Consider the following 14,809-nt stretch of genomic DNA (forward strand, 5'->3'; position numbering starts at 1 on the left):
TAATGAATAAATAGAAAATGTCAGTATCATCGGCAGGTAAATGTACAGTTTTTAAAGTAATGCATCTAAAATAGTCCTCGCATTTCCCTATATTTATTAATAAGATCGCTGTTACAATCTATAGCCTAAGACAGATTACAGATTATAATTATTTTAAGCGTTTTATCCAAAAAGGGAAAAGGCATGACGTTAGTAGACGGTTTACCTTCAGTGATACTTTCGAACGTAGCACAGTTAATACAAAAAAAAGTTCCATCGGCAACAGCTCCCCTTGTAAATCAATTTTCTGAGTTGCTTTATAAAAACATTTCAATGTTAGATTTAGATCAGAGAAATGACAGTGACATGTACGGCGCCACGCTAAGTTTGTGGAATACACTGAACGATTCTCAAGATGATAAGCCAGTGATTAAAGTCTTTAATCCACAGGTGTCAAAAAACGGTTGGAAATCTAGCCATACCATTATCGAAATAATTGTCCGTGATATGCCATTCTTAGTTGATTCTGTGCGTATTGCCTTAAGTCGATTAAACCTAACACCACATTTAATGCTAAATTCGCCAATAAAAATTATTCGCGGTAAAAGCAAAAATATCACTAAACTTTCTTCCTCTGTCGACCAATCATTTAAGTCAACGTCAGTTGAAACAGTATTTTTTATCGAAATTGATCGTCAAATTGACGCTAAAGTATTAGAAAATATAGCCAAAGAATTACACTCAGTGGTCAGTGATATTGCTGTGACAGTGAACGATTGGCAACCTATGCAAGCACGTCTGCGTAGTGTTATTGACGAAGTTAAACAGGCTGTTTTACCTTGTTCTAAAGAAGAGCACAGCGATAGCGTGAGCCTTTTAGAATGGATGTTAGCGGACAACTTTACCTTATTAGGCTATCGCGCTTACCAAGTGAAGACACTCGAAGGCGACATAGCGCTAACGGCTGATATTAATACGAGTTTAGGCTTAATGAACCAGTATGGCGGCAGTAAAGAGCGCCTGATGTCTGACCTGAGCGAATCAGCCCGAGAAATAGCGTTAGGCAATAACTTACTTGTTTTAACAAAAACCAATGCTAAGTCGCGCGTACATCGTCCTGCTCATCTTGATTATATTGGTGTGAAACGTTTTGACAATAAAGGCAATGTTATTGGTGAAGAGCGCTTTGTTGGTTTATTTGGTTCGGCTTATTATACCAATAGCGCTTTAGATTTACCGTTAATTAAATCTAAAGTTTTGGCTACTTGTAACGATTCCGGTTTTGCTAAAGGCACCCATGCTTATAAAGCATTAATCAACATACTTGAAACTTACCCAAGAGATGAAATTTTACAAAGTTCACCCGCTGAATTATTGAAAAATGTCATCGGTATATTCCAAATGCAAGAGCGTGATTATTCAGGCTTGTTTATGCGCCGTGATGCCTTCAACCGCTTTTACTCTTGTATGGTTTATGTACCACGTGAGCGTTACAACACGGCGTTACGTGTTAATACTCAAAAATTGCTACAAGAAGCATTAGGTAGTAATGAAGAAGTAGAATTCACCACTTACTTCTCAGAGTCAGCACAAGCTCGTACGCACTATATCGTTAGAGTTAACTCGACAAAAGCAGACATTAATGTGAAAGAAATTGAAAAGAATTTAAACCATGCTGCACGCAGTTGGGATGATAACTTAGCTGATTCATTAAACTCGCATAAAGGCGAAGCTAAAGGCAAAGCCTTAAGTAGAAAATATATTAGCTTCCCACAAGCCTATAAAGATGAAGTTTTACCAGGCACAGCTATTGTCGATATTGAAAAGTTTGAAGCTTTATCTGCTGACAACAAACTTGAAATGTTGTTTTATCAACCACAAGAAGAAGACGCTAACAGCCGCTCTGTAAAATTAAAGTTGTTCCATTCGGGTGAACCATTACATTTATCCGATGTTTTACCTATGTTAGAAAACTTTGGTTTACGTGTTATCGGCGAAAGTCCATATGCCGTAAAATCGGAAAGCGGTGATGTCTATTGGATTTTAGACTTCTCAATGTTACTTACTGGCAAAGGTAAGTTCAACTTAGAGATTGTTCAGAGCTTATTCCAAGACGCTTTTGCAAAAGTGTGGTCAGGGCAGTTAGAAGATGACGGATTTAACCGTTTAATCTTAGGCGCTGAACTAGGCGGTCGTGAGGTATCAATTATCCGTGCCTATGCTAAATATGAGCGTCAAATTGGTGGTACCTTTAGCCAAAATTATACTGAAAATACTTTTGCACGTTATCCGAGTATTGCCAAGTTATTAATTAGATTGTTTAATTTACGTTTTTCACCGGCTAAAAAGTTAAATGAGAAATTGATAGAGAAGGTGCACACTAGCATCGAGTCTTCTCTAGACAGTGTTGCGAGCTTAGATGATGACCGTATTATTCGTCGCTTTGTTGAGATGATTAATGCCACTATTCGTACTAACTATTTTCAGCCACATCCTGTTACGGGTGAGAAGTCTTATATTTCATTCAAGATTTTACCAGCGCTAATTACAGATGTACCTTTGCCTTTACCTAAATTTGAAATATTTGTTTACTCTCCGCAAGTAGAAGGTGTGCACTTACGCGGTGGTAAAGTTGCTCGAGGTGGTTTACGTTGGTCTGACCGTCGCGAAGATTTCCGCACTGAAGTACTAGGTTTGGTGAAAGCCCAACAAGTTAAAAATACCGTTATTGTCCCTGTGGGTGCAAAAGGTGGTTTTGTTTGTAAGCAACTACCGAGCGGTAACAGAAATGAAATTTTTGAAGCGGGTAAAGAGTGCTATCGTACCTTTATTCGTGGTTTACTTGATATTACCGACAATATTATTAACGGTGAAATAGTCCCGCCATTAAATGTTGTGCGTCATGATGAAGATGACCCTTATTTAGTCGTTGCCGCTGATAAAGGTACCGCTACATTTTCGGATATTGCCAATAGTATTTCTGATGAATTTAATTTTTGGTTAGGCGACGCGTTTGCCTCAGGTGGCAGTGTTGGCTACGACCATAAAGGCATGGGAATAACCGCTAAAGGTGCATGGGAATCAGTAAAACGTCACTTTCGAGAAATGGATGTTGATTGTCAAACAACTGATTTTACTGTCGTGGGTATTGGCGATATGGCTGGTGATGTTTTTGGTAATGGCATGTTATTATCAAAGCACATCCGCCTACAAGTCGCATTTAACCACTTACATATCTTTATTGACCCAACGCCAGATGCAGCGACTACTTACGTTGAGCGTGAGCGTTTATTTAATCTTCCAGGTTGTTCATGGGAAGATTTTGATATGTCACTTGTTTCGGAAGGAGGGGGGTTATTCAATCGCTCTGCTAAGTCAATAAAGTTGACACCGCAAATTAAGAAAATGATCGGTACGCAAAAGCAAACCATGGCACCTAATGACTTAATTCAAGCTCTATTAAAAATGAAGGTTGATTTGTTATGGAATGGTGGCATTGGTACTTACGTTAAAGGCTCAAAAGAATCTCACCTAGAAGTGGGTGACCGTGCTAACGACTCATTACGTATTAATGGCCGAGATCTAGAAGCGAAAGTGGTAGGTGAAGGCGGTAATTTAGGCTTAACGCAGTTAGGTCGAATTGAATTTGCTGCTAAAGGCGGTCGTGTTAATGCTGATTTTGTTGATAATGCCGGTGGCGTTGATTGCTCAGATAACGAAGTTAACATCAAAATATTACTCAATAGTTTAGTTCAAAATGGTGATTTAACGGTTAAGCAGCGTAATAAAATTCTTGCTGACATGACCGAAGAAGTTGGTGATATCGTGATAGATGATTGCTATCGCCAAACTCACTCTTTGTCAATCACAGAGTTACGTGGTGTTAAGCAGCTGAAAGAACAAGCACAATTTATTACTGAGTTAGAACGTTCGGGTAAATTAGTTAGAGCGTTAGAATTTATTCCAAGTGATGAAGAAATTGCCGAGCGTTTATCTTTAGGTAAAGGGTTAACACGCCCTGAGCTTTCTGTTTTACTTGCCTATAGTAAAATGGTATTAAAAGAAGAGTTGGTTTGTCCTGAAATTAGTGACAACGAATTTCACCAAAGCTTGCTCATTAAAGCCTTTCCAAAACAGCTGCAAGATAATTACAGTGCGCAAATGCAAGATCATCCCCTACGAGCTGAAATTATAGCGACTAAGTTAGCCAATAATATTGGTAACGATATGGGCTTTAATTTTGTCCACCGTATGAAAGAAGAAACTGGGGCAACAACGTCTGAAATTGCTAATTGCTATAGTATGGCGAGTGCGGTGTTTGAGTTATCAGACATTTGGACGCAGATCAGTGATTTAGATAATAAAATTTCTACCTCTATCCAAACAGAAATGCTATTTCAGTTACGCAGAACAGTACGCCGTGCGACACGTTGGTTCCTTCGCCATCGTACTAAGTCAATGAACATCGCCCAATCAATCGAATTTTATCATGCCACATTTGCTGAACTTTCAAGCAATATTACTAGTTATATGATTGCAGATGAAGCAGCGCAAATTAAGCGCGTGGAAAATGATTTAATTCAAGCTGGGGCGCCTGAGCCTGTGGCATTAAGAATTTCATTACTGAGCACCTTGTTCTCGGTAATGGATATTGCAGAAATTGCAAAATCTGAAGCCGTGCCAACTGAATTAGCGACTGATCTTTATTTTAAACTGGGTGCCAGATTAGACTTACATTGGTTCTTAGATCAAATTACCACGCAACCGGTATCGAACCACTGGCAAGCACTGGCAAGGGCGTCATTTAGAGAAGAACTTGATTGGCAACAACGTTCATTAACTTCGGTGATATTAAGTGGCAATAAGAACTCGACCGATATTGATGCCATGCTGGATAAATGGTTTGTAGACAATGCTCAACCACTTGAGCGCTGGCAGCATATTTTGGCTAACTTTAGAGTTGGGCAAACTCATGAGTTTGCCAAGTTCTCAGTTGCTTTGCGAGAATTAATGTTGTTAAGTTTGAACTGCGACCCCGTGAAATAAGTGTTAAGATCCCCGCCATGAGCGGGGATTTTTTTGTCATCAAGTTTATGTTTAGCGATTGATGTTAGTTTCTCGCATGGCAATTTAGTATTATATATAATTAAAGAGGTATTATGTTTTACTCAGCTATTCGTAAAGTGTTTTTTAAATTCGATGCAGAAGCAATTCACGAATTAACGATTAAAGGCTTTAAAGCAACAGGCGCTTCGCCGCTTAATTTACTTTATAAGCAAACCATAGCAAATAAACCGGTGGAGGTTATGGGCATTAAGTTTCCTAATCCAGTCGGTTTAGCGGCAGGGTTAGATAAAAATGGTGAATGCATTAAAGCCTTTGAAGCTTTAGGTTTTGGCTTTGTTGAAGTGGGGACAGTAACGCCACGACCTCAACCAGGTAATGACAAGCCACGAATTTTCAGATTACCAGAAGCAAACGCTATTATTAACCGTATGGGTTTTAATAATAAAGGTGTTGATTATCTCGTTGACCAAGTAATCAAAGCTAAGTACCGCGGTGTTTTGGGTATTAATATTGGTAAAAATAAAGACACGCCAGATGAAAATGCTAAAGATGATTATATTCACTGTATGCGTAAAGTTTATGACTATGCTACTTACATTGCGGTTAATATATCATCACCTAATACCCCAGGCTTACGCTCGCTACAATATGGCGATGCACTTAATGAGCTATTATCCGCATTAAAAGCTGAACAAACTGCGTTAGCAGAGCAATATGGTAAGTACGTGCCTGTTGCGGTAAAAATAGCGCCAGATTTAAATGCCGAGGAAATAAAGTCTATTGCCGAGTGCTTAATTGCCAACAATATTGATGGCGTCATTGCCACAAATACCACCTTAGCTCGTGATAAAGTGTCACATTTACCCTTTGGTAATGAACAGGGCGGATTAAGTGGCGCACCGGTAAAAGAAAAAAGTACTGAAGTCATTCAATTACTCGCAAAAGCACTTGATAACAAGCTGCCGATTATTGGTGTCGGTGGTATAGCGTCGGGCGCAGACGCTCAAGAAAAATTTGCGGCAGGGGCAAAGTTAGTCCAAGTGTATACGGGCTTTATTTATCAAGGGCCAGAATTAATAAAAGAAATCGTGCAAACACTTAAGTAAAATTGTTCAGCCTTACGCGAGCACATTTATTGCAACAGCAAAAAATATAAAAAGGTCATCAACTGATTCCAGTTGATGACTTTTTTTGTGATTCAATGCCCACTTATATAGGGTGAGTTAAATTGCGGGTCCAGACTTGCTCGCTAATATAGCCTCTAAACGTTCCATTCGCTCTACGAGTAACTGCAGACTAGTATCAAACTGATTGATACTAGTCGCAGTAAACATTTGCTGCTTATCACGACTTTTGGCATTGGCATCTAAAGTATTGAGCTGTGTGGATAATTCTTTAAATTGCTCTTTTAAGCTGCTGGCAGTCACCATTTGCTCAGAAACAGCATTAATTGAAAACTCGGTGGCGGTAATTTTATCTTTTAAATCATTAAGTGCGTTATTTTGCTGGCTAACTGAACGGGTGTTTTTATCTTGCTGTTGAGCCATGTTGATACTTTTTGAATTTAAGGCTTTAATTTCTTCCTGATTTCTCCGCCAAGCTGAAGCCCAGAGTTTATCCATTTCAGATAATAATAATTCTGTTTTTTCACTAATCGCTTCTAACTTAACCTTTAAAGCAATAGTTGACTCACCCATTTCTTCACCGGTAGCTGAGAGTTGATTTTCTAGCTGTTGAATTCGCGCAGAGCTCGACGCTAACGTATTGTTCACACTCACTTGCTGTTGATAAAAATACCAGCCAGTACCCGCTAGAGCGAAATAAGGTATTAATATTAATAATGTTTGCGCTGCAGTTAATGCTTTGGGTGTATGAGTTGCAGAGTTCACTTGCTCTGACTTGTGTGCTTTAGCTACAGGTTCACGAGCCATCTTAACTTGATCTTGATCGATACTAATCGTTGGAATTTCAGGTTCTACACGGTTTGACAAGATAGCTTCCTACTAACAATGGCTGTAATACCCATTGGATTAATGAATTGATTTATTTGGCCATATACTAAGTTAAGAGTATAAGTTGAGAGTAACTGTATAATATTTAGTAAATATTGTACAAAAAAACCGACTTTAATAGTCGGTTTTTAATTTTAGGCTTAAAATCTCTTAGTTAGCTAAGACTAATAACTATCATTATGCACACTTTGCACAGCACGTCCTGAAGGATCGGCCATATTAGCGAAACTTTCATCCCAAGCTAACGCTTCTGGTGTACTACAAGCGACTGATTTTCCGCCAGGTACACAATCTGCTGCTGATGCTAGTGGAAAGTTTTCTTCGAAAATACAACGATAAAAATAAGCTTCTTTAGTATCGGGTGTATTCACGGGGAATTTAAATTCTGCGCTAGCTAACTGCTGGTCGCTAACTTGTGCTTCAACATGTTGCTTTAGACCATCAATCCAAGAATAACCCACGCCATCAGAAAATTGCTCTTTTTGACGCCATAAGATCTCTTTTGGCAAGTAACCTTCAAAAGATGAGCGTAAAATAGCTTTTTCCATCTTGCCATTACCGCACATTTTATCTTCTGGATTAATGCGCATGGCAACATCCATAAAGTTTTTATCCAAGAAGGGTACGCGTGCTTCAATGCCCCAAGCTGACATAGACTTATTAGCACGTAGACAATCAAACATGTGTAATTTATCAAGCTTGCGCAATAATTCGTTATGAAACTCTTCCGCATTTGGCGCTTTGTGGAAATATAAATAACCACCAAATATTTCATCAGCACCTTCACCAGAAAGTACCATTTTAATGCCCATGGCTTTTATTTTTCTCGCCATTAAATACATAGGTGTAGAAGCACGAATCGTGGTCACATCATAAGTTTCTAAGTGATAAATCACTTCTTTAAGTGCGTCGATACCTTCTTGTTCGGTAAATATAACACTATGATGTATTGTACCTATGCTCTCAGCAACGGTTTTAGCGGCAATTAAATCTGGCGAGCCAGCTAAGCCGCAGGCAAAAGAATGCACTTTAGGCCACCATGCTTCAGACAAATCATTTTCTTCGATACGTCTAGCGGCAAATTTTTGCGTAATGGCAGAAATCAATGACGAGTCTAAACCGCCAGAAAGTAATACGCCGTAAGGCACGTCAGTCATCAAATGGCTTTTAACTGATTCTTCTAATGCTTCGCGTATTTTTTCTTTACTGGTGTTGTTATCTTTTATCGCTGAATATTTTTGCCAGTTGCGTTGGTAATATCTTTCAACTTTACCGACTCTGCTATCTAAAATATGACCTGGAGGGAACTCTGCTACCGTTTTACAAATGGGCATTAACGCTTTCATTTCTGAGGCAACATAGAAGTTACCTTCAGCATCGTAACCGGTATAAAGTGGAATAATACCCATGTGATCACGGGCAATTAGATAGCTATTATCTTGTTCGTTATATAGGCAAAAGGCAAACATACCTTGGAGCTTATCGACAAAGTCAGTGCCAAATTTTTCAAACATTGGAATGATAATTTCACAATCAGAAGCGGTTTGAAAATCATAGTCAGGCGTATGTTGGTTGGCTAATGCTTTATGATTATAAATTTCACCATTGACCGCTAAAACTTTTGATTTATCACTGTTATATAATGGTTGAGCACCATGTTCAGTGTCAACAATTGACAGGCGTTCATGCACTAAAATAGCGTGGTCATTGTTGTAGATACCAGACCAATCTGGACCACGATGACGAAGTAAGCGAGAATATTCTAAAGCTTTTGGACGAAGTGCGTCTGCACCCGTTTTAATATCTAATATACAAAATATCGAACACATTGAAGTGCTACCCCTTTATATTTATTAATGACAAATTGTGTGGTGAATGCGCTCTAACAGGTTTACTCAAGCGTATTATGCGATATTATCTCTAAGTAAACATGAGAGTGTTTACAGAAACTTATCGCTCAGCAATATTGCTGTTGTGTGACACCTTACAGTATTTGATAAAAAATCAATAGTATTTTTACTCTAATGACACAATAAGGTGTAAAAGCGGGCTTTTGTGTAACAATAATCGCTAGTGTTAAAAAATTAGATACATTAATATATCAATGATAAGTATAGAAAAATTCGCTGTTTTATTTTAATTTCAATCATAAGTAAGAGCAAAAATGTTAAAAACTGTAAATAAAATAACCCTAAAGATCTTTGTTGTCGCCATCTCGCTTGGCCTAAGTTTATCTATTAGTAGCCAAGAAATTAACTACCCTGCATTAACGGTTGAAGAATTACGTCTTGATAACGCACTTAAAGCAATGCCAGATGTTTCGGCAAGATTAAGCGCACGAGCTGAGAAATTTGCTAGTCAACTAAACCGTGCAACTAGCTATACCGTGTTAACACAATTAACTATTCGTCACGGTACAGGGCTATGGTTAGATGCGAAAAAGTCATTTAACCAATTGAACGACTATGACGATCGGCCGTTATATTGGGCGCGCCTGCAAATGAGCAAAGCGTTACGCTCTACAAAAGCATTTACGACATTGTTTCCTAATCAACAACGCAAGCTGCTATGGACACTGGAATTATTATCTCGTGGTCAAATGGATGTGAAATTTGATAAAAAGGCCGATAAAAAAATACTGCTTACAGGCTTTGACCCGTTTTTTCTTGATAGGCATATCGACCAAAGTAATCCATCAGGGGTAGTTGCACTCGCTTTGGACGATTTAGTCGTCAGCATTGAAGGTCAAACCGCTGAGATTGAAGTGCTCATTATTCCTGTGCGTTTTGCAGACTTTGACCAAGGCATGATAGAAGAACTACTCAGCCCTTATATCGCCAATAAATCTGTTGATATGGTATTAACCGTAAGCATGGGCAGAGATAATTTTGATTTAGAGCGTTACCCGGCGTTAAGACGCAGCGCTAACGCGCCTGATAATCTTAATATACTCACCGGTGCGACAAAAAATAAGCCATTAAGACCAAAGCTTAAAACAGCCGCTTTGCAAGGGCCTGAATTTGTCGAATTTAGCTTACCTATATTGGCAATGTTAAAGGGTGCAGGTAAATATCAAGTTAACGACAATCGCACAATATCGACTTTATTAGGTGGTACATTTAAGGGCCAATCACTGGCAGATATTGTTAAGCAAACCTCGGTTAGTGGCTCAGGTGGTGGTTATCTTTCTAATGAAATATCTTATCGTAGTATCTTATTACGTGACCAATATTATTCAACTTTACCGGTAGGTCATATCCATACCCCGAAAATTAAAACTTTTAATCAACAAGCATTGATGGATATTGTTAAGCAAACGAAAAATATTATTACTCAAGGTGTTGCCGGTTTATAATCTCTTAATGATAAATACGTTATTATAAATGCGTTAATATGACCAACGACTGATACTTTATTTCAGTACAAAAAAACGCTAACTCAGTTAGCGTTTTTTAATTTTTTTCTTAGCAACTATCTGCCTACGACTAAATTTATCATTGATAATATTACCCATAATTAATCTGTTAAATATTATTAGTCACATCTACCGACAGCTTTAACATTTGTCCTGGTTGTAAATATTTTTTACGGTTAAGGCTATTCCAACGTTCAATGTCTGTTATCTTGACATTAAACTTGTCGGCGATACGGGCAAAAGAGTCACCTTTGCGTACACGATAATGAATGTTACGCATTATCGCTTGTTCGTTTGGTGTCATAGCACCTAAATCCAGTGTTTTAACCGCTGTTTTTTGCCAAATAACGAGTTTTTGTCCAGGTTTAATGGTGTCTCTTGGCGCCATAGCATTCCATTTTGCGAGACTGCGGGTTGAAACACGATAGGCGCGGCTGATATCCCACATGGTATCACCGGATTTCACTATATGAATGCGCTTTTCACCGGCCAGTACTTTATTTTGTGTTTTTACTAAACGTTGATTTGTTGAGAGTAAATAACTGTCTAATGAAGCGGTAGCAACAGGAATTAATAAAAATTTCCCTTCTCTGATCCGATTGCCTTTAATGTTATTAACTTGTCTTATTAACGCTATTTCAGTATTAAATTTTTGTGCTATTTCACCTAGGTTGTCACCGTTTTTAATTTTATAGCGTTGCCAAGCTAGACGTTCTTTTGTGCTCAATTTGGCAAGGCCTTGTTTAAAGCTTTCTATTTTGTGGTTGGGCAACAATAAATAATGCGGGCCGTCAGGGTCGGTTGCCCAACGATTAAAACCTGGATTGAGTCGCTGCAACTCTGTTAATGACAAGTCAGCTAATTGCGCTGCTTTGGCTAAATCAAGCTGTGAACCAATATCGACTTGACTAATCACCGAGCTATTATCAATTACGTGCAGTTTAATTTTAAATTCTTCGCTACGTTTTACAATGTCAGCTAACGCTAATAATTTAGGTACATAAGCACGAGTTTCTCTTGGTAAATCTAAAGACCAAAAATCTGTAGGTAGGTTCTTCTTTTTATTTTTTCTAACGGCACGTCTTACTCGTCCCTCACCTGAGTTGTAAGCGGCGAGCGCTAGCATCCAATCACCATCAAAAAACTTGTTCAAGTATGTTAAATACTCAATAGCACCTTGAGTTGAGGCAACTATGTCACGTCGTCCGTCAAACCACCAATTTTGTTTCATGCCAAAGCGTTTGCCTGTGCCGGGAATAAATTGCCACATACCTGATGCACGACCATGCGAGTAAGCAAAAGGGTCAAAAGCGCTTTCAACTATGGGTAATAAGGCAATTTCAATGGGTATATCGTTCGCTTCTAATGCTTCAACGATGTAATGCAAAAATGGCTCGGCGCGCTTAGCTACGCGGTTTAGGTATTCAGGGTGTTTAATAAACCAATTTCGTTGGCTAACAACACGAGGATCCTCGGGTATCGAAAATTCAAGTTTGCTGCGAATTCGTTGCCAAACATCATTTGACAAATAGCTTTCTTTTATGTCGTTGCCCAGATCTATATCACCGTCGGCAATGGGATGAATAACGTCAATAGCTTCATCAACCAGCAGCGCTTGATTGATCTCTGCCGATGAGGCAACATCGATAAGTACTTGAACATCAGCATTAGTTTCAAGGTTATTTGATTGATTTTGGTTTAAAATTGATTGGCAACCAGACAATAGCAGTACGGTTGCGATAGATAGGGTTATATTCTTCATGCAAGGTCTATTTAAATTTACTAGCCACCAGTGTCACTTATTTAGGGCGGTTATTCAAGATTTGTGCAATAAAAACGCCTTAAAAATTGTCTTTCCATGCGCGAATAATGGTAAAGGTTTGTAATTTATCATTAACCTTATCACCACTGAACTCAGCCGCGCTTGTCATCAAACTAGGCTCGTTACAGCGTAGAAACGGATTGATTTTCTTTTCAAGCATGATTGATGTCGGGATAGTGGCAATGTCTTGTTCGCGCTTTTGTATTACTTGATTATAATAATCTACCAACTCGGTATTATCGGGTTCAACACTTAGAGCAAAATTAAGGTTAGCTTGAGTATATTCATGAGCACAATAGACTTGAGTGCGCTCAGGTAAAGCGCTTAGCTTTTCTAATGAGCAGAGCATTTGGCTCGGCGTGCCTTCGAAAAGGCGACCACAGCCACCTGAAAACAAAGTATCACCACAAAATAAACTGTCTTGTGATACATAAGCTATATGGCCACTGGTATGACCTGGAAGATCAATGACATCAAATTCAAGGCCTAAATCAGTTAACTCAACTTTAGCGCTTTCGCTCAGTGCAACATCACAGTGTGGAATGTTTTCACTCTCAGGACCGTAAATGGTTAATGGCCATTGCTTACTTTTACAATAATCAACAAGTTTTTTAATACCACCCACGTGATCAGCGTGATGGTGAGTGATTAATATACTCGACAGTTGCAGTTTTTGTTGTTCAATAAATTCGATACAAACATTGGCGTCACCTGGGTCAACTAAGGCCATGTTGTGACCTAAATTCGACGAAATAGCCCAGATATAATTATCTGAAAAGGCCTTTATCATGGAAACTTTCATATTAGTGCTGCTTTGGGTTTGCTGCATGTGTGGCTCCTGAGTATACTGAAGATATGATTATACTTACTTTTTCGACAGTTTAATATAATGAAGCCAGCACTCTCATTTAGGCACCCTGATTATCCAAAATCTTGGCAAAACTTACCTAACGGTGACTTGATAGTTGCCAATATTAATCAAGCGTTAGCCCCTTGGTGGCCAAAGTTTTTTGGCTATCATATGCTAAAAATAGGCGCTTTAAGTGGTGAAATATCGAGTGTAGATAGCCCGATCAAACATCAATTAACCTTAACAAACCCGCTGGGAAATGGTGATGTTATTGCTGAGATTGATGATTTACCGTTACAAAAGCACAGTGTTGATGTCTGCGTATTAGCGCATGCTTTGGAGTTTTCGTTAGACCCCCATCATGTGGTGCGTGAAGCCAATCGGGTATTAATTCCTAATGGCTATTTAGTGATCACTGGATTTAATCCTTTTAGTTTAGTGGGTCTTAATCAATTTATTCCTTACAGGCGCAAGCAAACGCCTTGGAATGAAAGATTATTTTCACCTATGCGAGTGAAAGATTGGCTGCACTTAATGGGATTTGAGATCCAACTAGATAAACGGTTTTTGCATTCGTCCCTATCTGGGCAACTCACTCAGGGTTTTTTTTGTAACCATTGGCATAATATAGCAGCACGTTATTTTCCAAGTCTAGGCTCTGTTTATGTCATTGTGGCTAAAAAGCGCGTATTACCTTTAACGCCGATCAAACCCAAATGGCAACTCAGGCCACACTTTGAGCCCGTGAAGGTGCCAACGATGAATTCATCAAGAAAAACAAGTAAAAAAACTAATCAGTAATGGTAAAGCAGTACTAAATATAATAACTCAATATTTAAGGTCAGAATTAATTAATGCAACTTCATGAATTCGAAAGCTATTTAAACAACTTATTAAAGCCTGAACAAATTAAAGACTTTTGTCCAAATGGTCTACAAATTCAGGGGCGAGACAAGGTCAGTAAGGTCATCACGGGCGTTACCGCTACACAAGCGTTAATCGAACAAGCGATTGCTGAAAAAGCCGATGCGTTAGTCGTACACCATGGCTTTTTTTGGAAGAATGAAAGTTATGTCATCCGTGGTATGAAACATAAACGCATTAAGGCGTTACTGGCAAATGACATCAGTTTATTTGCCTATCATTTACCCTTAGATATTCATCCAAGCTTAGGTAATAACGCACAATTAGCGAAATTATTTTCAATCAATAATGTCGCGCCATTGGAAGAGGGTAACGCCTTGAGTGTTGCTGTACGTGGAGACTTTACTCGTGAACTTAGCCCACAAGCACTTGAGCAACGCATTAACGAAAAGCTCAACCGAACTTGCTTGCACATAGCGCCGCCATCAAATAAAGCGATTAAAACTGTTGCTTGGTGCAGCGGTGGTGGGCAAGGCTATATTGAGTTAGCGGCTGAACACGGCATAGACGCTTTTATCAGTGGTGAAGTATCTGAGCAAACCACTCATGTTGCGCGCGAGATGGATATTCATTTTTATTGCGCTGGCCACCATGCCACCGAGCGCTATGGCGCTAAAGCATTAGCCGAACATTTTAATCAACATTTGCCATTAGAGGCTAAGTTTATTGATATTGATAACCCGGCCTAAACGGTAGATTATTAATACCAATATATCGGCAACATATAGCACCAATATAGT

General features: G+C 38.9%; 9 protein-coding genes. 5 read left to right on the top strand and 4 right to left on the bottom strand.

Translation table 11 applies throughout. The annotated features are described in order from the left end of the window. The first annotated feature begins 183 nt into the window (after window positions 1-183). Window positions 184-5,025, top strand: a complete 4,842-nt coding sequence (locus H4J59_RS11525; RefSeq protein WP_182239521.1) for an NAD-glutamate dehydrogenase — start codon at window positions 184-186, stop codon at window positions 5,023-5,025. Between the two features lie 113 nt (window positions 5,026-5,138). Beyond that, the gene (gene pyrD / locus H4J59_RS11530; protein ID WP_182185990.1) at window positions 5,139-6,152 is read left to right on the top strand and encodes a quinone-dependent dihydroorotate dehydrogenase; all 1,014 of its coding nucleotides are present in this window, start codon (window positions 5,139-5,141) and stop codon (window positions 6,150-6,152) included. Window positions 6,153-6,269: 117 nt separating this feature from the next. Here pyrD and H4J59_RS11535 read toward each other — a convergent pair whose 3' ends face one another. Both H4J59_RS11535 and asnB read right to left on the bottom strand, forming a co-directional pair. After that, entirely contained in the window at window positions 6,270-7,037 is a 768-nt protein-coding gene (locus H4J59_RS11535) for a hypothetical protein (protein ID WP_182239523.1), read from the bottom strand. A 185-nt stretch (window positions 7,038-7,222) separates the two neighbouring features. After that, the gene (gene asnB / locus H4J59_RS11540; RefSeq protein WP_182239525.1) at window positions 7,223-8,887 is read right to left on the bottom strand and encodes an asparagine synthase B; all 1,665 of its coding nucleotides are present in this window, start codon (window positions 8,885-8,887) and stop codon (window positions 7,223-7,225) included. Window positions 8,888-9,222: 335 nt separating this feature from the next. Here asnB and H4J59_RS11545 point away from each other — a divergent pair, with 335 nt between their 5' ends. Then, on the top strand, window positions 9,223-10,413 hold the full coding sequence (locus H4J59_RS11545; protein WP_220469800.1) for a hypothetical protein: 1,191 nt from the start codon (window positions 9,223-9,225) through the stop codon (window positions 10,411-10,413). 169 nt (window positions 10,414-10,582) lie between these two features. Here H4J59_RS11545 and H4J59_RS11550 read toward each other — a convergent pair whose 3' ends face one another. Further along, on the bottom strand, window positions 10,583-12,235 hold the full coding sequence (locus tag H4J59_RS11550) for a LysM peptidoglycan-binding domain-containing protein (protein ID WP_182239527.1): 1,653 nt from the start codon (window positions 12,233-12,235) through the stop codon (window positions 10,583-10,585). A gap of 79 nt (window positions 12,236-12,314) precedes the next feature. Further along, window positions 12,315-13,124, bottom strand: a complete 810-nt coding sequence (gloB, locus tag H4J59_RS11555) for a hydroxyacylglutathione hydrolase (protein WP_259369497.1) — start codon at window positions 13,122-13,124, stop codon at window positions 12,315-12,317. A gap of 60 nt (window positions 13,125-13,184) precedes the next feature. On the opposite strand from gloB, the gene H4J59_RS11560 reads away from it, so the two are divergent. Next, entirely contained in the window at window positions 13,185-13,946 is a 762-nt protein-coding gene (locus H4J59_RS11560; RefSeq protein ID WP_182239529.1) for a class I SAM-dependent methyltransferase, read from the top strand. 53 nt (window positions 13,947-13,999) lie between these two features. After that, entirely contained in the window at window positions 14,000-14,758 is a 759-nt protein-coding gene (locus H4J59_RS11565) for a Nif3-like dinuclear metal center hexameric protein (RefSeq protein WP_182239531.1), read from the top strand. Window positions 14,759-14,809 lie beyond the last annotated feature (51 nt).

It is taken from the genome of Colwellia sp. MB02u-10, from assembly GCF_014077185.1.
In the GTDB taxonomy this organism is placed as follows: domain Bacteria; phylum Pseudomonadota; class Gammaproteobacteria; order Enterobacterales; family Alteromonadaceae; genus Cognaticolwellia.